Source organism: Streptomyces sp. NPDC048506 (genome assembly GCF_040651315.1).
Taxonomy (GTDB): domain Bacteria; phylum Actinomycetota; class Actinomycetes; order Streptomycetales; family Streptomycetaceae; genus Streptomyces.
The window spans coordinates 18,430-41,497 of sequence record NZ_JBEZIX010000035.1; the positions used below are offsets into that span (position 1 = coordinate 18,430).

Genomic DNA, 23,068 nt, shown 5'->3' on the forward strand with positions numbered 1-23,068 from the left:
CATGAGCGATCACCCCGCACGCCAGGACGCACCGGACGCCGTCCCCACCGGCGTTCCGGTGGGCCACGCCGACGAGGCCGACCCCGCCGGCCGCGCGTTCCGCGCGCTGCTGCGCGGGCTGCGGGTCTGGGACGTCGACCTGCCGTCGTTCGACCCGGCCGACGCGCCGGACGAGCCGCTGCCCCTCTTCCGGCAGTGGCTGCGGGAGGCCGCCGAGGCCGGTCAGCCGGAGCCGCACACCATGACGCTCGCCACCGCCGACGCGGCCGGCGACCCCTCCCTGCGGACCCTGATGCTGCACGACGCCGACGGGCGCGGCTGGCACTTCGCCTCGCACCGCGGCAGCCGCAAGGGCCGCGAACTGGCCGCGCGACCGCGGGCCGCGCTCGGCTTCTACTGGCCCGCGGTCGGCCGGCAGGTGCGGATCCGGGGCACGGTCACCGAGGCGGGCCCCGAGGAGAGCGCGGCGGATCTGCACCGCCGCTCCACGGGTGCGCTGGCCGCCGCGCTGGTCGGCCGCCAGAGCGAGGTCCTCGGCTCGACCGACGAACTGGCCCGCGCCTCGGCCGCCGCCTGGGAGCGCGCCCGGAGCGAACCGGACGCAGCGGTGCCGAGCTGGACGCTGTATGTGCTCCGCCCCGAGGAGGTGGAGTTCTTCCAGGGGGACGCGCAGCGTCGCCACGTACGCCTCAACTACCGCCTTGATGCGGGGCGTTGGGTGCGCGAGCTGCTCTGGCCCTGAGGCCCGACCGGGGGTCGGGTGCCCGAACCGGCCGGTGGCGTTCCCTCCCTTGCCTGATGGCGCGTCTGCCGCGACCATGTCTCGCCGAGGCTACATGACGACCCGTCAGATTCGGTGAGGGCTGGAGGGCGCGTGGACGGCAGGGGCGAGGGCGCACGGGACGGTGGAGTGTGGCGGCCCGGTGACGGGCGGCTGGTGTACGGGATGCAGCTTCCGGTGCAGTCGCAGAGCACGCTCTACGCGGAGAGCTGGGAGGTGGCCGCGGGGCCCGCCGACCTGGTGGAGATCGCGCGGACCGCGGACCGGCACGGGTTCGCCTACCTCGCCTGCTGCGAGCACATCGCGATCCCGCGGCGGCTGGCCGAGGCGATGAGCACGGTCTGGTACGACCCGGTCGCCACCCTCGCGCACCTGGCGGCGGTGACGGAGCGGGTGCGGCTGCTGAGCCATGTGGCGGTGGTCGGGCTGAGGCATCCGCTGATCACGGCCAAGCAGTACGCCACGCTCGACCACCTCTCCGGCGGACGGCTGATCCTCGGGGTCGGCGCCGGTCATGTGCGCGAGGAGTTCGAGGCGCTCGGGGTGGACTTCGCGCGGCGGGGGGCGGTGCTGGACGAGGCCCTCGACGCGTTGAAGGTGGCGCTGGGCCGGCAGGATTTCCCGAAGTTCGTCGGGGAGCGGTTCTCGTTCGAGGGGCTGGGGCAGGCGCCGCGGCCGGTGCAGACGCCGCGCCCGCCGATCTGGGTGGGCGGCTCCTCGCCGGCCGCCGTGCGCCGTGCCGCGGAGCGCGGTGACGGCTGGCTGCCGCAGGGCGACCGCCGGGAGCAGTTGCCCGGACAGATCGCCAGGCTGCGGCGGCTGCGGGAGGCCGCCGGGGTGGTCGATCCGGTGGTGATCGGCGCCATCGTCGAGCCGCTGTACGTCGGCGAGCCGGGGTGGCGGGTCGGGCGGGGGACCCTGACCGGGGCGCCGGAGCGGATCGCGGACTCGCTGCGGGAGTACGCGGCGATGGGCGTCCAGCAGATCCAGGTGCGGTTCCGCAGCCGCAGCCGCAGCGAACTGACCGACCAGATGGCGGCGTTCGCCACCGACGTCGCCCCCCGGCTGAACTGACCTCTCACGGAAGGGACCTGGCATGGGCAAGCTGGACGGACGTGTCGTCCTCATCACCGGTGCGGCGCGCGGGCAGGGGGAGCAGGAGGCGCGGCTCTTCGCGGCCGAGGGGGCGAGCGTGCTGCTCGCCGACGTCCTCGACGGGCAGGGCGCGGCCCTCGCCGAGGAGATCGGGGCGCGGGTGGGCGAGGGGCGGGCCCGCTACGTCCGGCTGGACGTGAGCCGGGAGGACGACTGGAGCGCCGCCGTCGCCGTGGCCAAGGAGGCCTTCGGGAAGATCGACGGACTGGTCAACAACGCCGGCATCCTGCGCTTCAACGAGCTGACCGGCACCCCGTTGGCCGAGTTCCAGCAGATCGTCCAGGTCAATCAGGTCGGCGCGTTCCTCGGCATCAAGACCGTCGCGCCGGAGATCGCCGCGGCGGGCGGCGGGACGATCGTCAACACCGCCTCGTACACCGGGGTCACGGGCATGGCGTACGTCGGTGCGTACACCGCGACCAAGCATGCGATCGTCGGGCTGACCAGGGTCGCCGCGCTGGAACTCGCCGCCGGGAACATCCGGGTGAACGCGGTGTGCCCGGGCGCCATCGACACCGCCATGAGCAATCCGGCGCAGCTCGACCCGGAGGCGGACACCGAGGCGGCCGCGCAGGCCCTCGACGAGCTGTACCGGAAGCTGGTGCCGCTGGGGCGGGTCGGGCAGCCGGAGGAGGTCGCCAAGCTGGCGCTGTTCCTGTCGTGCGAGGACTCCTCGTACATCACCGGGCAGCCGTTCGTGATCGACGGGGGATGGCTGGCGGGCGTCAGCGTGCTCTGAGGCGGGGCGGGCGGCGCTGCGGGCGGCGGGCCGCGGGCGGGTGGGACGCGGACCGGCGCCCGCCGGCAGACCCACTTCTGACGGGGTATCAGGTAGTGGCGTGACGGCTCTTGACGGTCCTGGCGTGCGGTGGAACAGTCGGCACCACGATCTGACGGTACGTCAGAAACGGCTCATGGGACGGTGAACCTCCGTGGAATTCGGGCTCTTCGTACAGGGATACGTGGGAAAGCGGGCCGAGACCGACCCGCTCGCGGAGCACAAGGCGCTGATGGAGGAGACCGAGTACGTCATCCAGGCGGACGCATCCGGCTTCAAGTACGCCTGGGCGTCCGAGCACCACTTCCTGGAGGAGTACTCGCACCTCTCCGCCAACGACGTCTTCCTCGGGTACCTGGCGCACGCCACCGAGCGGATCCACCTGGGATCGGGCATCTTCAACCCGCTCGCGCAGGTCAACCACCCCGTCAAGGTCGCCGAGAAGGTCGCCATGCTCGACCACCTCAGCGAGGGGCGTTTCGAGTTCGGCAGCGGGCGCGGCGCCGGCTCGCACGAGATCCTCGGCTTCCTCCCCGGCATCACCGACATGAACCACACCAAGGAGATCTGGGAAGAGACCATCGCCGAGTTCCCGAAGATGTGGCTCCAGGAGGAGTACCCCGGGTTCCAGGGCAAGCACTGGTCACTGCCCCCGCGCAAGGTGTTCCCCAAGCCGTACGGGTCCTCGCACCCCGCGATGTGGTACGCGGCCGGCTCCCCGTCCTCGTACGCCATGGCCGCCAAGAAGGGGCTGGGGGTGCTGGGCTTCAGCGTGCAGAAGGTCTCCGACATGGAGTGGGTGCTGGAGCAGTACAAGACGGCGATCCGGGACGCCGAGCCGATCGGCGACTTCGTCAACGACAACGTGATGGTGACCTCGACGGCGATCTGCGCCGAGACGCACGAGGAGGCGGTGCGGATCGCCGTCGACGGGGGGCTCAACTACCTCCAGTCGCTGGTGTTCCGGTACCACGACACCTTCCCGCGGCCCGAGGGCGTCCCCGAGTGGCCCGAGCTGCTGCCCGACTACACCGCGGAGATCATCGAGTTGCTGATCGCCGAGGAGCTGATGATCTGCGGCGACCCGGACGAGGTGCTCCGGCAGTGCAAGCGCTGGGAGCAGGCCGGCGCCGACCAGCTGAGCTTCGGGCTGCCGATCGGGATCCCGTACGAGGACACCATGAACACGATCAAGCTCATCGGCGAGCACGTGATCCCGAAGATCGACACCGACCCGGTGCACCGGACGACGCGGTTCCGTCAGGCCGCCGGCGGCTGACGCCGCGGTGCGCCACCGCGCGCACGCCGCGCCACCGTACGCATGTTGCGCCACCGCGCGCACGCCGCGCGGAAGCCACCAGAAGCCGAGAGGACGTCGCAAGGAAGGGGCACCGCCCGTGCTCGACCACCTGATCAAGGGCGCGACCGTCGTGGACGGGACGGGCGCGCCCGCGTACCCCGCCGACGTCGGTATCCGCGACGGCCGGATCGCCGTCATCGCGCCGCCCGGCACCGTCACCGAAGAGGCACTGACCAGCGAGGACGCCACCGGGCGCATCCTCGCCCCCGGCTTCGTCGACCCGCACACCCACTACGACGCCCAGCTGTTCTGGGACCCGTACGCCACCCCCTCGCTCAACCACGGGGTGACGACCGTGGCGGGCGGCAACTGCGGTTTCACGCTCGCGCCGCTGCACCCGGACCGCCCCGAGGACGCCGACTACACCCGGCGGATGATGTCCAAGGTGGAGGGCATGTCCCTGGTCGCGCTGGAGCAGGGCGCGCCGTGGTCCTGGAACTCGTTCGGCGACTACCTCGACGCGCTCGAAGGGCGGATCGCCGTCAACGCGGGCTTCATGGTCGGGCACTGCGCGCTGCGCCGGTATGTGATGGGCGCCGACGCGGTGGGCGGGCAGCCCGACGCACAGCAGTTGGCGGAGATGGTCGACCTCCTGCACGCCGCGATGGACGCCGGGGCCTGGGGGTTCTCCACCACCCAGTCCGCCACCCACTCCGACGGCGACGGGCAGCCGGTCGCCTCCCGGCACGCCCGTCCCGACGAACTGCTCGCACTCAGCCGGGCCGTCGCCGACCACGAGGGCACCCAGATCGAGGCGATCGTCGCCGGCTGCCTCGACCGGTTCGGCGACGACGAGATCGACCTGCTCGTGGAGATGAGCGCGGCGGCCGGCCGACCGCTGAACTGGAACGTCCTGACCATCGACGCCGCGGTGCCCGAGCGGGTGCCCCGACAGCTGTTGGCGAGCGAGCGGGCCCGGAAGGCGGGCGGCCGGGTCGTCGCCCTGACCATGCCGATCCTCACCCCCATGAACATGTCCCTGGGCACCTTCTGCGCGCTGAACCTGATCCCCGGGTGGGGCGAGATCCTCGGCCTGCCGGTGGACGAGCGGATCGCCAGGCTCGGCGACCCGGCGGTACGGGCCGAGATGCTGCGGCGCGCCGCCAGCAAGGAGGCCGGCGTCTTCCGGCGGCTCGCCGACTTCGGCCGGTACGTCATCGGCGACACCTACTCCCCGGCGAACGAGGGCCTGACCGGGCGGGTGGTCCGGGACATCGCGGCCGAACGGGGCCAGGAGCCCTTCGCGTGCCTGGTCGAGATCTGCGTCAACGACCGGCTGCGGACGGTCCTTTGGCCCATGCCCACCGACAACGACCCGGCCTCCTGGGCCCTGCGCGCCGAGACCTGGCAGCACGAGGACGTCCTGCTGGGCGGCTCGGACGCGGGCGCGCACCTGGACCGGATGTGCGGCGCCCCGTACACCACCCGCTTCCTGGGCGACTGTCTGCGCGGCCGGAAACTGGTCGGTCTGGAGCAGGCCGTGAAGATGCTGACGGACGACCCGGCGCACCTTTTCGGCCTGCGGGAACGCGGCCAGGTCCAGCAGGGCTGGCACGCCGACCTGGTCCTCTTCGACCCGGAGCGGATCGACGCGGGCCCGGCCACCCTCGTGCACGACCTCCCCGGCGACAGCCCGCGCCTGGACTCCCGGGCGGTCGGCATCGACGCCGTATGGGTCAACGGCGTGGAGGCGATCCGGGCGGACGTGGTGACCGGCGCGGTGGCCGGGACGGTGCTGCGGTCCGGGCGGGACACCAGGACGGTGAGCACCCGATGAGGGACGAACGGCTGCCCGTGGGGCGGCGGATGAGGGTGGTGAGTGCCAGGTGACGTCCCACGGCCCGGTCAGGGAACGGCTGTTCATCGCTGGGGAGTGGGTCGAGCCGGCCCGCGGCCACTACGAGGTGGTCGACCCGGCGTCGGAGACGGTCGTCGGCCTCGCGCCCGAGGCGAGCCGGGAGCAGGTGTCCGCGGCGGTGTCCGCGGCCCGGGAGGCCTTCGCGGCCTGGTCCGCCACCTCGCCGGAGCAGCGGGCCGCGGTCCTCGACCGGGCCGCGGACGTCATGCAGCGGGACTTCGCGGTGAACGCCGAGCTGGCGCAGGCCGAGAGCGGTGCGACCACCGGGACGGCGCGCGGCATGCAGGTCGCGGTCGGCGTGGCGCGCTTCCGCCGCTACGCCAAGGGCGCGCTGGAACCCGTCGAACAGGGGCTGGTGCCGCAGATCAACGAGGCCGGGCCGATGGGGAGGGCCGGTGTGGTGGGGGCGCTCGCCGTCCGCCAGCCGGTCGGCGTGGTCACCTGCATCACCTCGTACAACAACCCGTGGGCGAACCCTGCGGGCAAGGTCGCGCCGGCCCTGGCGATGGGCAACACGGTGGTGGTGAAGCCGGCCCCGCAGGACCCGTTGTCGGTCTACCGGATGGCGGCCGCGCTGGCGGAGGCGGGGGCGCCGGCCGGGGTGGTGAACGTGGTGAGCGGCGCCCGTGCCGAGGTCGGCGAGGCGGCCGTCGAGGCGCCGGACGTGGACATGGTGAGCTTCACCGGCTCCACGGCCGTCGGCCGGCGGATCGGCGAGGTCTGCGGGCGGGGCATGAAACGCCAGCTGATGGAGCTGGGTGGCAAGGGCGCGGCGGTGGTCTTCGAGGATGCGGACCTGGACGCGGCGGCGGCCGGCATCGGCACCACGTTCTCCTTCTACAGCGGACAGATCTGCACCGCGCCGACCCGGGTCATCGCACAACGGGGCGTGTACGAGGCCCTGGTGGAGCGGCTCGCGCGGTACGCCGGCCGGCTGACGGTCGGCGACCCGAAGGAGCCGGGCACGGTCGTCGGCCCGGTGATCTCGGCGGCGCACCGGGACCGGGTCGAGGGGTACGTCGAGCTGGGGCGGAAGGAGGGCGCCCGGGTCGTCGTGGGCGGCGAGCGGCCCGCGGGCCTGGAGCGGGGCTTCTATGTGGCGCCGACGCTGCTGGCCGACTGCACCCGGGAGATGCGCGTCGTGCGGGAGGAGATCTTCGGCCCGGTGGTCGTGGTCGTCCCGTTCGACGAGGAGGACGAGGGGGTGGCGCTGGCCAACGACAGCGACTACGGCCTCATCGACTACGTCTGGTCGGGCGACGTGGCCCGTGCCTTCCGGGTGGCCCGGCGGCTGCGGGCCGGCGGGGTCGGGGTGAACACGGTCGGCCGGAACATGGAGGCGCCGTTCGGCGGGTTCAAGCAGAGCGGGGTGGGCCGGGACGTGGGCTCGTACGCGCTGCACGCCTACAGCGAGCTGCAAGCGATCGTGTGGCCGGGGTGAGGAGCGGCCGGCGTCGGCCGGCTCCTCCTGGGCGCCGCGATCATGCTGGTCGTGCAGCGCGGCAGTCCCGCCCTCTTCCGCGGCGAGGTCCTGACCCGGTCGAGACCGGCCCTGGGGGGGAGGAGCAGGCCGACGGGCGCGGCTCGGCGCCCCGCTCGTCGCGGGGCTCCTCAGTCGATCGTCAGGACCGCCTTGCCCCGTACCTCGCGGTTCAGGAGGGCGTTGGCGGTCTCGCCGGCCGCCTCCCAGTCCGCCACCCGGTCCACGCTCGCCGCAAGGCGGCCCTCGGCGACCAGGCGCACGAGATGGGACAGGTCGGCGCCGGTGTCACCGACGGACTGAATGCCGATCAACGTCAGCCGGTTGAGGACGAGTTGGTACGGCTGGATCGAGGTCGGCCGGCCCGAGGCGGCGCCGATCGAGAGGATCGTGCCGTCGGGGGCGGTCCGCTCCAGCAGCTCCGCGAGGAGCGATCCCCCGACGTTGTCCAGCACCACGTCCACCGCCTCGTCGAGGTCGGCCGGAGCGGTCAGCACATGGTCCGCACCCAGCGCGGTCAGGCCGGCACCGCGCGCCGCGCTGCCGACGAACGCGTACACCTCGGCGCCCGCCTGATGCGCGAGCTGGACGGCGAACCGCCCCACACCGCCGGACGCGCCGGTGATCGCGACGCGCTGCCCGGGGCGCACCCCCGCGGTGCGCAGCGCGCGCAGCGCCGTCAGGCCCGCCACCGGCAGCGCGGCGGCCGTGGTGAAGTCCACCGTGTCGGGCAGCACGGCGAGTTCCTCGACGGGCACGGCCCGCAGCTCCGCCCAACCGCCGTTCCGGCCCAAGGTGATGACGCGGTCGCCGGGTCGGGGCCCGCGGCCGCTGGCGGCGGCCCGTTCGACCACCCCGGCGGCGTCCCAGCCCGGGACCGTGCCCTCGACGGCATCGTCGGACTTGGGCAGTTCGCCGTAGTTCAGCGAGACCGCTTGGATCCTCACCAGGACCTCGTCGGGGCCGGGTACGGGGTCGGCGACCTCCCCGAGGGCGAGCCGGCCGGGCGCGGAATGATCGACAACGAGAGCACGCATCGGAATCCTCCTGGAAGCGCTACGGATGGCGCGGCGTGAGCAGCACCACCGGGGATAACCGGTGGCTGCCTCCGATTATTTCGGCTCCCTGGCCGTTTCGGCCCCCGGGCATTCCGCCCCCGAGGTATTCCTGGCTGTGGCTGTCGCTGCGCTCCTCAGGTCGTCCGGTGCCCCACGAAGACCGGATTGGTCATGGCCGCCATGGGGCCGGGGAGGCCGGGGGTGGCGGCGGGGTGGCGGACCTCCGCGCGGATGTAGGCGGCGTAGTCGGGTGTGGTCTGCCAGCTGACGGTGCCCTCACCGGAGGGCGGCAGCGGGGACGAGTACAGGCGCCCCTGGTCGGTGAGGAAGGAGACCGTGCACCCGGGGACGCCGGAGACCGTGAGGCGGGCGGTGACCTTCGCCGCTCCGGAGACCTCCAGGCGCTCGCCGATCCCGGCGTGTTCGCCGCGCTCACCCGTGACCGAGAAGGACAGGTCGACCTTCGAGGACTCGGCGATCCACACCTGGCCCGCCCGGATGCCGTCCTGAAGCGCCCGCCGGGAGAGGTCGTCGGCGAGCACCACGGTCTGCGGCAGGCCGACGACGTCCGGGTCGCGATGGGCGTCGCTGTGCCCGACGGCCGGCAGCCAGTCGGTCCGGCCGCGGATGTGCGCGACCAGGGTGTTGTCCCACTCGGCGAGGGTGACTTCGTCGTCGGGGGTGTACGGGCCGTTCCAGACCTCCACCGCGTCCGCTTCGTTCAATCCGAACTTCCAGTTGCAGCCGATGCAGGTGGCGTGCGGATGCGCCGGGATGACCAGGCCGCCGGCCCGCCGGATGGCGCGCGCGTACCTGCCGAAGGCGTTGTCGCGGGCCCGGTAGCGCCAGTCGATGAAGGTCTCGGGGTCGGTGCCCATCGCCACCACGTGCCCGTTGCGGGTGGTGACTTCCTCGCCGGTGAGGATCAGCAGGTCGTCACCCCACAGCCCCTCCCAGGCGCGGTGGGAGGAGGTGGTGTTGTGCTCGGAGGTGTTGATGAAGTCCAGCCCGGCGGTCCGGGCCAGCGCCGCGATCTGGGCGGGGGTGCGCTTGCCGTCGGAGTGGACCGAGTGCAGATGGCTGTCACCGCGGTACCAGGCGCGGCCGCGGCCCCGGGCCCGCTCGGGCGGGTGCACGGGCGCCGGGGTCCGTCCCGGGGCGCCGAACCGCAGGGTGACGGTGACCTCGTAGGACAGGCCCTGCGGCGCGACCGTGTACGGGCCGAGGGCGATGTGCCAGGTGCCCGCGTTGACGGGGCCCGGGAGGTAGCCGGGGGTGGCGTCGTCGGCCCGCAGGAAGAACTCCGTGCGTGCGCCGCCCGACCAGCCGCGGAAGCCGGCCCCGCCGAGGGCGGTGCCCCGCTCGTCGAAGATGCCGATGTCGCAGGCGTTGCCGACCGTGCCGTCCGGGACGGTGGGCCGGTCATAGGCGTAGGAGACCGCGATCTCCCTCACTCCGTGGGGCACTTCGACCGGCAGATAGACGAAGTCCGGTGCTCCGGTGGGTAGATGGCCAGTCACCCGGCGGGTCTGCTCGCCGGGCCCACCCCCGGACCGCCCGGCCGTCGGCGCCGCGTCGGCGAAGCTCACACGTCCGAGCGTAAGCGCGCCGGTCGCCCCCGCAACCGCCGAAAGTTTCAGAACGTCGCGTCGTTCCATCGCAGCCCCCGCGCTGTCTCGTGCCGTCCCGGCTCATGCCGTCCCGGCTATGTGGTCCCCGCTCGTCTCGGCCCGGCTCCTGTCCTGCCGTGCCGTCCCGTGCCCTGCCGTGCCGTCCCGTGCCCTGTCGTGCTGTCCCGTGCCCGTGCCTGTGTCATCCCGTCCGATGCCGCTGCGCGGCCGGCTCGTTGCGCCGCGTGAAGACTGTTGTACGCGGCCGTGACGGCGGGGGAAAGGCCTGTGGATAGTCGTCGGGCGGTAAGGCAACATTCGCTCACCCACCCGCGTGACGGAGGTATCCACAGTGCGCATCGCCACCACGATCTTCCTGACCGACGAGACGATCCGGCCGGACCGGCTGGCCCGTGAGCTGGAACGGCGAGGATTCGCCGGTCTCTACCTCCCCGAGCACACCCACATCCCCGCCAGCCGGGAGAGCCCCGCCCCCATGGGCGAGCCGCTGCCCCGCGAGTACGGCCGCACCCTCGACCCGTTCATCGCGCTCGGCCAGGCCGCCGCCGTCACCGAGCGCCTCGCACTGGGCACCGGCATCACCCTCGTCGCCCAGCACGACCCGGTCGACCTCGCCAAGCAGATCGCCACCCTCGATTTCCTCTCCGGCGGCCGCTTCACGCTCGGCATCGGCTACGGGTGGAACGTCGAAGAGGCCGCCGACCACGGGGTGGAGTGGTCGACCCGACGCGAGCTGACCCGGGACCGGGTGGCCCTGATGCGTGCCCTGTGGGCCGACGAACCGACCGCCTACCACGGTGCGTTCGGGTCCGTACGTGCCTCCCTCGCCCACCCCAAACCGCTCCACGGCGCGCCGCGCATCCTGCTGGGGGGCGCGGCCGGCCCCAAGCTCTTCGGGCAGATCGCCGCGTACGCCGACGGCTGGCTGCCGATCGGCGGGCGGGGCCTGACCGAGACCCTCCCGGTGCTGCGCCGGGCCTGGTCGGAGGCCGGGCGGCCGGGCGAGCCCGTGGTGGTGCCGTACGCGGTCAGGCCCTCACCCGGGAAGCTGGCCCACTACCGCGAGCTGGGCCTGGAGGAGGTCGTCCTCCAGCTGCCGTCGGCCGAGGATGCGGAGGTGCTGCGGACGCTGGACGACTTCGCGCAGTACCTCTGAGCAGCGCCTCTGATCTGAGCAGTACCTCTGAGCAGTTCCGCGATGACCGGGACCGCCACGGGCCCGGACCGAGCTCGGACCGGGCCCGCCCCGCACGCCACGGGCCCGGTACCGGCCGCCCCACCGGCCTCGCCGGTGACGGACCGGAGCGCATCGTTCCTGCTGTGTCACGACCCGTGTCAGGACTGCCGCGCCGACCGGCCCTAGGTCCATCGGTGTACGGCCCATCGGCCCGGGTCGGTACCGCAGACCGATCCGCCGCCGGTCCGCGTAGTCGTAGCGTCGAAGGTGACGGACATCTACGGAGACCGTACGGAGACCAAGGAGGTCCCATGCCCAGTCTCGACCACACGATCGTGCACGCCACCGACCGCTTCGCCTCCGCCCGCTTCCTGGCCGACCTGTTGGACGCGCCCGAGCCGAAGGCGTACGGCCCGTTCGCGGCCCTGAAGATGGACAACGGGGTGACCCTCGACTACGCGGAGCACGTCGCCGGGGGCCGGGAGTTCGTTCCCACGCACTACGCGTTCCTGGTGAGCGAGGACGAGTTCGACGCGATCCTGGGGCGGATCAAGGAGCGCGAGCTGCCCTATTGGGCCGACCCGGTGCACACCCGGCCGCAGCAGTACAACACCCACGACGGCGGCCGCGGCCTCTACATAAACGACCCGGACGGCCACAACATGGAGTTCCTGACCCGTACGTACTCCGAGGAACTGCTCGCCGGTATGGGGTGAGCTCCGGCCGAACGGCATGCCGTGAGCCGCCGCGGGGACATGCCCCCGCAGGGGGCCGGCGGAACCTCGATGTGCCGTGATCAGCGGCACATCGGCCGCCCCCGTTCCGGCGGCGGCGCTGTCGGTGGGCGCTCGTATGCTCGGAGAATGACTTCCAGCGCGCAGGGACCTGACCAGGCATCCGATCGAGGGGCCGACCGCGATCCAGGCACCCCGTCCGCCTCCCCGGCCCGGCCCACCGCGAACGCGATGCGGCGCGCGCTCAAGCGGGCCCGCGACGGCGTGGCGCTGGACGTCGGCGAGGCCGCGGTGCTGCTTCAGGCCCGTGGCGAGGACCTCAAGGACCTGTGCGCCTCCGCGGGGCGGGTGCGGGACGCCGGCCTGGAGGCCGCCGGCCGCCCCGGCGTCATCACGTACTCCAAGAGCGTGTTCATCCCGCTGACGCGCCTGTGCCGGGACAAGTGCCACTACTGCACCTTCGTCACCGTCCCCGGCAAGCTGCGCCGGGCCGGCCACGGAATGTTCCTGTCGCCCGACGAGGTGCTGGACATCGCGCGGCGGGGGGCCGAATCGGGCTGCAAGGAAGCCCTGTTCACCCTGGGGGACAAGCCCGAGGACCGCTGGCCCGAGGCCCGCGAGTGGCTGGCCGCGCACGGCTACGACGACACCATCTCGTACCTGCGCGCCATGGCCATCCGCGTCCTGGAGGAGACCGGGCTGCTGCCCCACCTCAACCCCGGCGTGATGTCGTGGACGGACTTCCAGCGCCTCAAGCCGGTGGCCCCCTCCCTGGGGATGATGCTGGAGACGACCGCCGAGCGCCTGTGGAGCGAGCCCGGCGGCCCGCACCACGGCTCGCCCGACAAGGAGCCGGCCGTGCGGCTGCGCGTCCTGGAGGACGCCGGCCGCTCCAACGTCCCGTTCACCAGCGGGCTGCTGATCGGCATCGGGGAGACGTACCAGGAGCGGGCCGAGTCGCTGTTCGCGCTGCGCCGGATCCAGCGCGCCTACCACGGCATCCAAGAGCTGATCATGCAGAACTTCCGCGCCAAGCCGGACACGGCGATGCGGGGCATGCCGGACGCCGAACTGGAGGAGCTGGCCGCGACGATCGCGGTGGCCCGGCACATCATGGGCCCCTCGACCCGGCTCCAGGCGCCGCCCAACCTGGTCGACGGCGAGTACGAGCTGCTCATCGCCGCCGGGATCGACGACTGGGGCGGGGTGTCGCCGCTGACCGTCGACCACGTCAACCCCGAGCGGCCCTGGCCGCAGATCGACGAGCTGACCGAGCGCTGCACCGCCGCCGGCTTCGCACTGCGCGAACGGCTGCCCATCTACCCGGAGTTCCTCCAGCGCGGCGAACCGTGGCTGGACCCCCGGCTGCTGCCGCACGTCCGGGCGCTCGCCGACCCGGAGACCTGCCTGGCCGTCGAGGACGCCCCCGTGGTGGGCCGCCCCTGGCAGGAGCCCGACGGGGGCTTCACCCTCAGCTCCTCGGGCCGTACGGACCTGCACCGCACCATCGACACCGAAGGCCGCAGCGGTGACCGCCGGGACGACTTCGACGAGGTCTACGGCGACTGGGCGGCGCTGCGCGAGGCCGCCGCGCCGGTGATGGCGGCCGGGCCCGCCGCCGGCGACGGGCGGCGGGGAGAGCGGCTGGAAGCCGACCTACGGCAGGCACTGTCGCAGGCCGCCGACGACCCGACCAGGCTGACCGACGCCCAGGCGCTGGCGCTGCTGCACGCCGACGGCCCCGCCCTGGACGCGCTGTGCACGATCGCCGACGAGCTGCGCCGGGACACCGTCGGCGACGACGTCACCTACATCGTCACCAGGAACATCAACTTCACCAACGTCTGCTACACCGGCTGCCGGTTCTGCGCCTTCGCCCAGCGCCGTACGGACGCCGACGCCTACACCCTCTCCCTCTCCCAGGTCGCCGACCGCGCCCAACAGGCCTGGGAGGTGGGCGCGGTGGAGGTCTGCATGCAGGGCGGCATCCACCCCGACCTGCCCGGCACGGCGTACTTCGACATCGCCCGCGCGGTGAAGGAGCGGGTCCCCGGGATGCATGTGCACGCCTTCTCGCCCATGGAGGTCGTCAATGGCGCGACGCGCACCGGGCTGTCGATCCGCGAGTGGCTCACGGAGGCGAAGGCGGCGGGGCTGGACAGCATTCCCGGTACGGCCGCGGAGATCCTCGACGACGAGGTGCGCTGGATCCTCACCAAGGGCAAGCTCCCCACCGCCACCTGGGTCGAGGTCATCAAGACCGCCCATGAGCTGGGCATCCGCTCGTCCTCGACGATGATGTACGGCCATGTCGACCAGCCGCACCACTGGCTCGGCCACCTCCGGCTGCTGGCCGAGATCCAGCAGGAGACCGGCGGCTTCACCGAGTTCGTCACCCTGCCATTCATCCACACCAACGCCCCGGTCTACCTCGCCGGGATCGCCCGCCCCGGCCCCACCACCCGCGACAACCGCGCGGTGACGGCCATGGCCCGGCTGCTGCTCCACCCGCACATCACCAATATCCAGACCAGCTGGGTCAAACTGGGCGCGGACGGGGCCGCCGCGATGCTCCGCTCGGGCGCCAACGACCTGGGGGGCACCCTGATGGAGGAGACCATCTCCCGGATGGCGGGGTCGAGTTACGGCTCCTACCGCTCCATCCGGGATCTGATCGCCATCGCCGACCAGGCGGGTCGTCCGGCCCGCCCCCGGACGACGACCTACGGCCCGGTCCCCGAGGAGCGCCGGGCCGCCGCCCTCGCCTCGGACGGGCATCTGCCGGAGCTGCTGCCGGTGGTCGACTAGCGGCGCGTATTTGAGCGGCGGGTACGGGGGAGCGGGGCGCGGGAGCGAGGGGGCGCGGGCCGCTACTCCTCCTCGTACTCGGACTCGTGCTGGAGGATGCACTGCTGCCACTGCGACAGCGCCTCCTCGCGGTCGCCCCCGCTGTCCTGTGCGGCGACGATCAGTGCGTCGGCGGCCATGGCGGCGAGCCGTACCGCGATGTGGCAGACATCGCTCTGGGGGAGCGGCCGGAGGAGTTCCACCGCGCCGTCGCTGTCCCCGGAGAGCGCGGAGGCAACGACGGCCATGGTGGTGCGATCCCACTCGTACTCGGACATGGGGAGAGCATGCCCAGCGTGCGCCCCTGCCATCATCGAACGGTTGCACTCCTGGTGATCGGGTGTCCGCTCTGCGTGCTCAGACAAGTATCCGCACCGGGTTGCCCGCCAGGAACGCGGTGATGTCCTCGACGGCCTGCTGGAAGTAGCCCTCGTAGTTGCGGCGGGTGACATAGCCGAGGTGCGGGAGGGCGAGGACGTTCGGCAGGGTGCGCAGGGGGTGGTCGGCGGGCAGCGGCTCCTGCTCGAAGACGTCCAGCCCGGCGCCGGCGATCCAGTTCTCGCGGAGCGCCCGGAGCAGCGCGTCCTGGTCGACGATGGCGGCGCGGGAGGCGTTGACCAGGTAGCCGGTGGGCCGCATCCGGCGCAGTTCCGCGGCGCCGAGCAGACCGCGGGTGCGGTCGCCGAGGACGAGGTGGACGGAGACGACGTCGCTGTTCTCCAGGAGCTCTTCCTTGGTCGCGGTGGCGCGCACGCCCACCTCCGCGGCCCGTGCGGCGGTCAGGTTCCGGCTCCAGGCGACCACGTCCATGCCGAAGGCCTGGCCGATCCGGGCGACCCGGGTGCCGATCTTGCCCAGGCCGAGCAGGCCGAGCGTGCGGCCGTGCAGATCGGCACCGAGCGTGCTCTGCCACGGGCCGCCGGTCCGCATCGCGGCGCTCTCGGTCGCGACGTTGCGGGCCAGGCCGAGGATCAGGGCCCAGGTGAGTTCGACCGGCGGCTCGGTGTTGCCTGCCGTTCCACAGACCGTGACGCCGTGCCGGGCCGCGGCCGGCAGATCGATGGCGGCGTTGCGCATGCCGGAGGTGATCAGCAGCCGGAGGCGGGGCAGCCTGGCCAGCAGCGAGGCGGGGAACGGGGTGCGCTCGCGCATCGCGACGACGATCTCGCAGTCGCCGATCGCCGCGACCACCTCGTCCTCGGAACGGAGCGGCTCCGACAGCGTGCGGACGTCCACGGCGCCGTCCAGGGCGGCCCAGTCGGCCATCGAGAGGGCCACGCCCTGGTAGTCGTCGAGTACGGCGCAGCGCGGTGTCATGCGGGTTCTCCCGGGGTGGGGCGGACGGCAGGTGGGCATGCAGCCACGGCCCGTGGTCGGGGCCGGACGCTACCGGACCGTACCGCCCAAAAGCCGCCTTGCCAGCGACTATTCGCATACTCACCTGGCTGGAAACTGATCAATCCTGGTCGATTACAGTGCTGCGCGAAGGGCTCCGCAAGGCCCTGGACCGGTGTGAGCTTCGGGAGGCGCAGTGAGCGAGCGCAGTGAGCGAGCCATGCACGACTGCGCGCCGGGCGCAAGCGGGGCCGAGCGGAGCGAGGTCCCGACATGAGCGCGGCGGGCGGCGGCGCCATCTGGGGGCGTGCGGAACAGCAGGACTTCCGCAGCCGGGTACGCGGCTGTCTGCTCGGCGGCGCCATCGGCGACGCCCTCGGGGCCGGGATCGAGTTCGACTCCCTCGATGCGATCCGGGCGGCGCACGGCCAGGAGGGCGTGACGGACTTCGTGCCCGCCTACGGGCGGCGCGGGGCGGTCACCGACGACACCCAGATGACCCTGTTCACCGTGGACGGACTGATCCGCGCCCAGGTCCGCCGGGACACCGGCGCCTGGCACCCGCCCACCGACGTCCACCGCGCCTACCTGCGCTGGGCCGCCACCCAGCACGACTGGGGCCCGGACGAGCGCAAGGAGGAGGATGGCTGGCTGGCCCGCGAGGAGTGGCTCTACTCCCGCCGCGCACCCGGCCGGGCCTGTCTGAACGGACTCGGCGACGAGGTGATGGGTACCCTCGACGCCCCCAAGAACCCCGACTCGAAGGGGTGCGGCGCGGTGATGCGCTCCGCGCCGTTCGGCCTGCTGGTCGGCTGGGAGCCGCAGCTGGTCTTCCAGCTCGCCGCCGAGTGCGCGGCGCAGACGCACGGCCACCCCACCGGCTATCTGGCGGCCGGCGCCTTCGCGGTGATCAACCATGCGCTGGCCCGTGGTGACGACCTCGACAGCGCCGTACAGAAGGCGCTGGCCCATCTGTCCACCCGGCCCGGCCACGAGGAGACCTCCGACGCCCTCAAGCGCGCGCTCGGCGCCGTACGGCAGGGCATGCCGACGCCGGCCCGGGTGGAGTCGCTGGGCGAGGGGTGGACGGCCGAGGAGGCGCTGTCGATCGGCGTGTACTGCGCGCTGGTCGCCGAGGACGTCCGGCACGGTCTGCTGCTCGCCGTGAACCACGGCGGCGACAGCGACTCCACCGGCTCGATCTGCGGCAACCTGCTGGGCACCCTGCACGGCGAGACGGCGCTGCCGCCGGTGTGGCTGGTCGAGCTGGAGGGCCGGCCCACGATCCTGCAACTGGCCGACGACTTCGCGATGGAGATGACGCAGGGCGCCGCGCTGCACGGCCCGGCCGGCTCGTCCTCGGGCTGGCTCGCCCGCTACCCGCGGGCGTAGGGCCCCGGAATCCCCGCCGCCGCCCCCGCCCCCGCGCCGTCCCCGTCGTCGTCCGAGTTGATCCGCGCCAGCACCGCGTCCCGTTCCGCGGTGTCCTCCGGCCGCACCAGGCCGAGCAGGACGTAGAGCACGAGGGAGGTGGCGACCGGCGAGACGATCTGGATCTGGAGCCGGACGTCGCCCAGGCCGTAGTCGGTCAGCCAGAAGGCGAACAGACCGGCCGCCCAGGAGCCCAGCGCCGCGGTCGGCCCGGACCTGCGGAACGCCCGCAGCATCCCGAGCAGGAACGGGATCGAGATGGGCCCGACCAGTCCGGCCACCCACGTGATGACGACGGTGATGATGTCCTTGAACGCGGGCGAGTCGACCTGGGTCGCTATCGCCATCGACAGCCCCAGGAAGGCGACCGTCGACAGCCGCGCGGCCAGCAGCCCGGACCGGTGCGACCAGTCGCGCGCCCTCGCCGACAGCGCGGGTGCGATGTCCCGGGTGAACACCGCGGCGACGGCGTTGGCGTCCGAGGAGCACATCGCCATCGTGTGGGAGAAGAAGCCGACGACGACCAGGCCCAGCAGCCCGTGCGGCAACAGCCGTTCGGTCAGCAGGGCGTAGGCGTCGGACGCGTCCGGCTTCTCCGCCGTGACCAGCAGCGGCGCCGCCCACATGGGGAAGAAGAGCACCGCGGGCCAGACGAACCACAGGGCCGCGGAGAGTCCCGCCGAGCGCCGGGCCTCCCGGGCGCTGCCGGTGGCCATGAAGCGCTGCGCCTGGTTCCACATGCCACCGCTGTACTCGAAGGTCTTGATGAAGAGGTAGGCCAGCAGGAAGGTCAGGGTGTACGGGCCGACCGTCGGCCGGGCGTGGTGGTCCGGCAGCTTGTCCCACACCGTCCACAGCGCGCTGATACCACCCAGTTCGCCCAGGACGGTGGCCAACATCGCGACGCCGGCCAGCAGTTGGATGACGAACTGCCCCAGCTCGGTGAGGGCGTCCGCCCACAGCCCGCCGACCGTGCAGTAGACGCCGGTGATCAGGCCCGTGATCAGGATGCCCTGGTTGAGCGAGATACCGGTGAAGACGGACAACAGGGTGGCGATGGCGGCCCACTTGGCGCCCACGTCCACGATCTTCAGCAGTACGCCGGACCAGGCGAGCGCCTGCTGCGTGGGCAGGTTGTAGCGGCTCTTGAGGTACTCGAGCGGTGAGGCGACGCCGAGCCGCGACCGCAGCCGGTTGAGCCGACCGGCGAACAGCCGGGCGCCGATGGCGATGCCGATCGCGATCGGGAAGGACCAGGTGACGTAGGAGGTGATGCCGTACTGGTAGGCGATGCCGGCGTAGCCGGTGAACATCACGGCGCTGTAGCCGGACATGTGGTGGGAGATGCCGGACAGCCACCACGGCATCCTGCCGCCCGCGGTGAAGAAGTCGCCGACGTCGTCCACCCGCTTGTGCGACCACACGCCGATCGCCACCATCACGCCGAAGTAGCCGATGAGTACGGCCCAGTCGAGACTGTCCATGCCCCCTCCAGGGGTCCGCCTTGTGAACGTGCGCCACTTCGCCGTGACGTTCTGTGGGGCGGTATCCCCTTGCGGGAGTGGGGACTTCGGGGATTGAACCGCCCGTCCGGTGGACCGGTCAAGACCATCGATGGTCATGGATATGAATACCGATCAGCAAGGCGGACGATTTTGCCTTCCCTTGGCTATCGCGGGCATTGTCCCGGTCCGGCGGCCGCGCACACGATGAACCCATACTTCGCCGGGCGTCGGCCCGTACGCACATCGGCCGCACGGGAGCGGGATCCCGTGCGGCCGGAGTCGGTCGAGAGAACGAGGAGCGGCTGCTACCGCATCAGCTCTCCCGCATTGACCAGCAGTGACTGACCGGTGATGGCGCGCGCCCGGTCGGAGGCCAGGAAGACCGCGGTCTCGGCCACATCGGCGTCCGTCGCCAGTTCGGGCAGCGCCATCCGCCCGGTCAGCCGGGCGAGCGCCTCGGACTCCGGTACGCCTTCGGTGTGCGCCTGGAAGCGCACATACGCCTCGACCGGCGGGCCCCACATCCAGCCCGGTTGCACGGTGTTGACCCGTATGCGGTCCGGCCCCAGCTCGCGCGCCAGCGAGTACATCGCCGAGACCAGCCCGCCCTTGGACGCCGCATACGCCGCCTGCTGCACCTGCGAGGGTGCGGCCACCGACGACTGGGTGCCGATCATCACCACCGAACCGCCGCCGCGCGCGGTCAGTGACGGCAGGCAGGCCCGGGTCATCCGCAGCGTGCCGAAGAGGTTGACGTCCACGACGCCGCGCCAGGAGTCGAAGTCGGCGTCCCGGAGGCCGCCGAAGAGCGAGTCCAGCGCGGCGACGTGGATCACCGCGTCGATCCCGCCGAACCGCTCCACGGCCAGCGCGGCCAGCGCCTCGCACTGCGCCTCGTCGGCGATGTCGGTCGCCCGCCAGGCGGTCCGCTCGCCCGAAGGGTCGATCCGTGCGGCGGTCGTCGCGAGGTTCGCCTCCGTGCGGGCTCCCAGGACCACCGAGGCGCCGTCGCGCACGCAGGCCGCCGCGACCTGGTGGCCGAGCCCGGCGCCCACGCCCGAGACGACGACGGTCTTCTTCCGCAGCAGCATGTCCGCCTCCCGGGCCACCGGCACTAACTGACGATCCGTCAGGGTAGGTCCGGCGGCCCGGGAAGGCCAGAGCCGGGAGCGGTCGTCGACGCCGGTCGACGGTTCGTCGACGGTTCGGGAGCGGGCGGTGCGGTCGGGGCTGGTCGACGGCACACGCAGACCCTCCCGCGCTCACCCCTGCCGACGCGCGCCCTCCAGCGCCGTGCGCAGCCGGCCCAGGCCCTCGCGGATCTCCTCCGGAGGGTGCGTCACGAACGACAGCCGGGCGGCGGCCGGATCCGGCGTCCCGGCGAAGAACGGCGCGCCGGGAACGTAGGCGACGTCATGCCGGACGACCTCGGGCAGCAGCGCCGTCGCGTCGTACCCCTCGGGCAGCGTCGCCCAGACGAACATGCCGCCCGCCGGACGGTTCCACCGCGAGCCCTCGGGGAGCGCCGCGGCCAGCCCGTCGACCAGCGCGTCCCGCCGCTCGCGGTAGGCGTCGCGCACCCGCGCCAGATGGGCGTCCAGGTCCGAGACCGTCAGGTAGCGCGCCGCGGCCGCCTGGTCGACGGTCGAGGTGTGCAGATCGGCGGCCTGCTTGGCGATGACGCAGGCACGCCGCAGCGCGGCCGGCGCCCGCAGCGTCCCCAACCGCAGCCCGGGCGCCATCACCTTGGAGAACGAGCCGAGCAGCGCCGTACGGTCCCCTGCCCCGGGGAAGGCGGCGACCCACGGCGCCGGCTCGCCCTCGAAGCGCAGCTCCCCGTATGGGTCGTCCTCGGCGATCCACAGGCCGCGCCGGGCGGCGACCTCGGCGACCGCGGCCCGCCGCTCGGGGGACAGCGTGCGGCCGGTCGGGTTCTGGAACGTCGGTATGACGTAGAGCAGCTTGGGGCGCTCGCGCGCGGCGATCTCGTCCAGCGCCGCCGGGTCCAGGCCGCCGTCGTCGGTGGGCACCGGCACCACCCGGGCGCCGGCGAGCGAGAAGATCTGTAGCGCCGCGAGGTAGCAGGGGTCCTCGACCAGCACCGTGTCGCCCGGCTCCAACAGGGCGGTGGCCAGCAGCGACAGGCCCTGCTGGGAGCCGGTGGTCACCAGGAGGTCGTCGGCGTCGGTGGGCAGCCCGCGCCCGGTCAGCCGCGCCGCGACGGCCGTCCGCAGCGCCGGATCGCCCTCACTCGTGGAGTACTGGAGCGCCCGCCGGGGCTGTTCGGCCAGCACGTACCGGAAGGCCTCGGCCACCCCCGCCGCGTCGAAGAGCTCGGGCGCGGGCAGCCCGCCGGCGAACGAGATGACCTCGGGGCGGGCGGTGAGCGCCAGGATGTCCCGTACGGGCGAGCTGCCGGTCCGCGCCGCCCGTGCGGCGAGTTCGGGTACGGGGGCGTGGGTGTGGGCGTGGGTGTCGGCGTGGCGCGCGTCCGGCATGGTGTCTCCCCTCACTCATGACCTGCGGTTAACCGTCGTTAGCCACAGGTGGCATGGAGGGTAGCCGGGGCGGCGCCCGGTGTGCAGGGGTGCCCGCATGGTGAACGCCCCCGCGGTCCGGACGCCCCGCGGCACCCCTCGCCTTCTGATGGATCGTCAGCTACACCTGTCCGTCATGACCGCAGACCGCGAAGGAACGCCACAGGACGCCCCCTCCGTCGTCGACACCAACGTCGACACCAACGTCGCCGCATACGCCGAACTGGCCGCCGTCGGCCCCTACGGGGTGCGCCCCGGGCACGCGCTGATCACCATGGTCGAACCGCATCCGGGCCATGAACACGCCTACAACCGCTGGTACGAGGACGACCACTACATCGCCGGCGCCATGGCGATGCCCTGGATGTTCGCCGGCCGCCGCTGGGTGGCCACCCGCGAACTCCAACTGCTGCGCTACCCGGAGCAGTCCGCCGTCGCCCAGCCGGTCACGGCCGGCTGCTACCTCTCCACCTACTGGCTCACCGAGGGCCGCTACGACGAGCACATGAAGTGGACCGTCGGCATCAACCGGCGCCTCAACCGGGACGGCCGGGTCCACCAGGGCCGCACACACGTCTTCACGGCCTTCCAGGACCATCTGGCGACCGTCTACCGGGACGGTGCCGCGGGCCCCCGCGACTTCCACGCGCTGGACCATCCCTACGCCGGACTGGTGCTGGAGGTGATCGACGCGGACGGTCCGCAGCGGCGGGCCGAACTGCTTCGCTGGCTGCGCACCCGGCACCTGCCGCGGCGGCTGGCCGGCTCACCGGCGGCGATGGTCACGGTCTTCCGGCCGACGCCGCTGCCGGGGGACCGGATGGCGTATGTGAAGCAGGTCGAGGGCGTCGACACCCGGCTGACCCTGCTGTGGTTCCTTGAGCGCGATCCGCGCGACGACTGGGCGGCGCACTTCGCCGGCCTGGGGGAGGAGGTCGCGGAGTCCGGGCTGGGACGGGTGGAGCTCATGGCGCCGTTCCTGCCGACCGTCCCCGGGACGGATCGGTATGTGGCCGAATTGCGCTGAATTCCGGTAACGGGGAGTGGGCATGGCCGAGCCCCCTCGGCCGGGACGGCGATCCAGTCGAGAGGGCTCGTATCTGCGGAATGCGGATCGTGACGCGTCAGGTCACGCCACGTCGAACGCGCCGTCGGCGACGTCCGACACGAAGCGCCTCCAGGAGGAGTTGTCGAACGTGAGGCGCGGCCCCTCGGGGTCCTTGGAGTCGCGCACCGCGATGGCTGTGGTGGTGGGTACGGCGAATTCGACGCAGGCGCCGTTGCCGCCGGAGTACGAGGACTTGGTCCAGGAGAATGCGGAATTGGGCTGCACGGCCATGTTCGCTCCTGCTCACTCTGGGTTACCGCGGATTCGGTAGTGACGACGCTACGCGCCAACAT

At 72.6% G+C, this 23,068-nt stretch carries 19 protein-coding genes; 11 read left to right on the forward strand and 8 right to left on the reverse strand.

Translation table 11 applies throughout. From position 1 onward, the window contains the following. Position 1 precedes the first annotated feature (1 nt). The 6 genes from AB0C96_RS26645 to AB0C96_RS26670 all read left to right on the forward strand — a co-directional run bounded on the left by AB0C96_RS26645 (position 2) and on the right by AB0C96_RS26670 (position 7,373). Positions 2-742 (forward strand): pyridoxal 5'-phosphate synthase, encoded by a 741-nt coding sequence (locus tag AB0C96_RS26645; RefSeq protein WP_362920545.1) that lies wholly within the window; start codon positions 2-4, stop codon positions 740-742. A gap of 204 nt (positions 743-946) precedes the next feature. Further along, complete coding sequence (locus AB0C96_RS26650; RefSeq protein ID WP_362920679.1) at positions 947-1,855, forward strand: LLM class F420-dependent oxidoreductase; 909 nt, start codon at positions 947-949, stop codon at positions 1,853-1,855. A 22-nt stretch (positions 1,856-1,877) separates the two neighbouring features. Then, on the forward strand, positions 1,878-2,675 hold the full coding sequence (locus AB0C96_RS26655; RefSeq protein ID WP_362920547.1) for an SDR family NAD(P)-dependent oxidoreductase: 798 nt from the start codon (positions 1,878-1,880) through the stop codon (positions 2,673-2,675). Positions 2,676-2,868: 193 nt separating this feature from the next. Then, positions 2,869-3,993, forward strand: a complete 1,125-nt coding sequence (locus tag AB0C96_RS26660; RefSeq protein WP_362920549.1) for an LLM class flavin-dependent oxidoreductase — start codon at positions 2,869-2,871, stop codon at positions 3,991-3,993. Positions 3,994-4,111: 118 nt separating this feature from the next. Continuing rightward, complete coding sequence (locus AB0C96_RS26665) at positions 4,112-5,851, forward strand: D-aminoacylase (RefSeq protein ID WP_362920551.1); 1,740 nt, start codon at positions 4,112-4,114, stop codon at positions 5,849-5,851. 49 nt (positions 5,852-5,900) lie between these two features. Next, positions 5,901-7,373 carry an aldehyde dehydrogenase family protein gene (locus AB0C96_RS26670; protein ID WP_362920553.1) on the forward strand — a complete coding sequence of 491 codons (1,473 nt, stop codon included), beginning with the start codon at positions 5,901-5,903 and terminating at the stop codon, positions 7,371-7,373. A 170-nt stretch (positions 7,374-7,543) separates the two neighbouring features. Here the strand turns inward: AB0C96_RS26670 and AB0C96_RS26675 are convergent, their stop codons facing one another. Both AB0C96_RS26675 and AB0C96_RS26680 read right to left on the reverse strand, forming a co-directional pair. Continuing rightward, on the reverse strand, positions 7,544-8,449 hold the full coding sequence (locus AB0C96_RS26675) for a zinc-binding dehydrogenase (protein ID WP_362920555.1): 906 nt from the start codon (positions 8,447-8,449) through the stop codon (positions 7,544-7,546). A 155-nt stretch (positions 8,450-8,604) separates the two neighbouring features. Continuing rightward, complete coding sequence (locus tag AB0C96_RS26680) at positions 8,605-10,128, reverse strand: CehA/McbA family metallohydrolase (protein ID WP_362920557.1); 1,524 nt, start codon at positions 10,126-10,128, stop codon at positions 8,605-8,607. Positions 10,129-10,432: 304 nt separating this feature from the next. Here AB0C96_RS26680 and AB0C96_RS26685 point away from each other — a divergent pair, with 304 nt between their 5' ends. From AB0C96_RS26685 to AB0C96_RS26695, 3 genes are all read left to right on the forward strand, one after another. Then, positions 10,433-11,257, forward strand: coding sequence for a TIGR03619 family F420-dependent LLM class oxidoreductase (locus tag AB0C96_RS26685; RefSeq protein WP_362920559.1), 825 nt, complete (start codon positions 10,433-10,435; stop codon positions 11,255-11,257). A 332-nt stretch (positions 11,258-11,589) separates the two neighbouring features. Next, positions 11,590-11,994, forward strand: coding sequence for a VOC family protein (locus tag AB0C96_RS26690; RefSeq protein ID WP_362920561.1), 405 nt, complete (start codon positions 11,590-11,592; stop codon positions 11,992-11,994). Between the two features lie 147 nt (positions 11,995-12,141). Beyond that, positions 12,142-14,820, forward strand: a complete 2,679-nt coding sequence (locus AB0C96_RS26695) for a bifunctional FO biosynthesis protein CofGH (protein WP_362920563.1) — start codon at positions 12,142-12,144, stop codon at positions 14,818-14,820. A 62-nt stretch (positions 14,821-14,882) separates the two neighbouring features. Here AB0C96_RS26695 and AB0C96_RS26700 read toward each other — a convergent pair whose 3' ends face one another. Continuing rightward, positions 14,883-15,137, reverse strand: a complete 255-nt coding sequence (locus AB0C96_RS26700; RefSeq protein ID WP_362920565.1) for a hypothetical protein — start codon at positions 15,135-15,137, stop codon at positions 14,883-14,885. A 79-nt stretch (positions 15,138-15,216) separates the two neighbouring features. Continuing rightward, positions 15,217-16,176, reverse strand: coding sequence for a D-2-hydroxyacid dehydrogenase family protein (locus tag AB0C96_RS26705; RefSeq protein ID WP_362920567.1), 960 nt, complete (start codon positions 16,174-16,176; stop codon positions 15,217-15,219). 291 nt (positions 16,177-16,467) lie between these two features. Here AB0C96_RS26705 and AB0C96_RS26710 point away from each other — a divergent pair, with 291 nt between their 5' ends. Further along, positions 16,468-17,586 (forward strand): ADP-ribosylglycohydrolase family protein, encoded by a 1,119-nt coding sequence (locus AB0C96_RS26710; RefSeq protein WP_362920569.1) that lies wholly within the window; start codon positions 16,468-16,470, stop codon positions 17,584-17,586. Here AB0C96_RS26710 and AB0C96_RS26715 read toward each other — a convergent pair. The 3 genes from AB0C96_RS26715 to AB0C96_RS26725 form a co-directional block, all read right to left on the reverse strand. Beyond that, a complete protein-coding gene (locus AB0C96_RS26715; protein ID WP_362920571.1) occupies positions 17,571-19,109 on the reverse strand; it encodes a sodium:solute symporter family protein in 1,539 nt (512 codons plus the stop codon). The genes AB0C96_RS26710 and AB0C96_RS26715 overlap by 16 nt on opposite strands. Positions 19,110-19,435: 326 nt before the next feature. After that, positions 19,436-20,221, reverse strand: coding sequence for an SDR family oxidoreductase (locus AB0C96_RS26720; RefSeq protein ID WP_362920681.1), 786 nt, complete (start codon positions 20,219-20,221; stop codon positions 19,436-19,438). Between the two features lie 171 nt (positions 20,222-20,392). Beyond that, positions 20,393-21,628, reverse strand: a complete 1,236-nt coding sequence (locus tag AB0C96_RS26725; RefSeq protein WP_362920572.1) for a PLP-dependent aminotransferase family protein — start codon at positions 21,626-21,628, stop codon at positions 20,393-20,395. A 175-nt stretch (positions 21,629-21,803) separates the two neighbouring features. Between AB0C96_RS26725 and AB0C96_RS26730 the strand changes: the two genes are divergently transcribed. Next, on the forward strand, positions 21,804-22,694 hold the full coding sequence (locus AB0C96_RS26730; RefSeq protein ID WP_362920574.1) for a hypothetical protein: 891 nt from the start codon (positions 21,804-21,806) through the stop codon (positions 22,692-22,694). 102 nt (positions 22,695-22,796) lie between these two features. Here the strand turns inward: AB0C96_RS26730 and AB0C96_RS26735 are convergent, their stop codons facing one another. Next, the gene (locus AB0C96_RS26735) at positions 22,797-23,006 is read right to left on the reverse strand and encodes a DUF397 domain-containing protein (RefSeq protein WP_362920576.1); all 210 of its coding nucleotides are present in this window, start codon (positions 23,004-23,006) and stop codon (positions 22,797-22,799) included. Between the last annotated feature and the right edge of the window lie 62 nt (positions 23,007-23,068).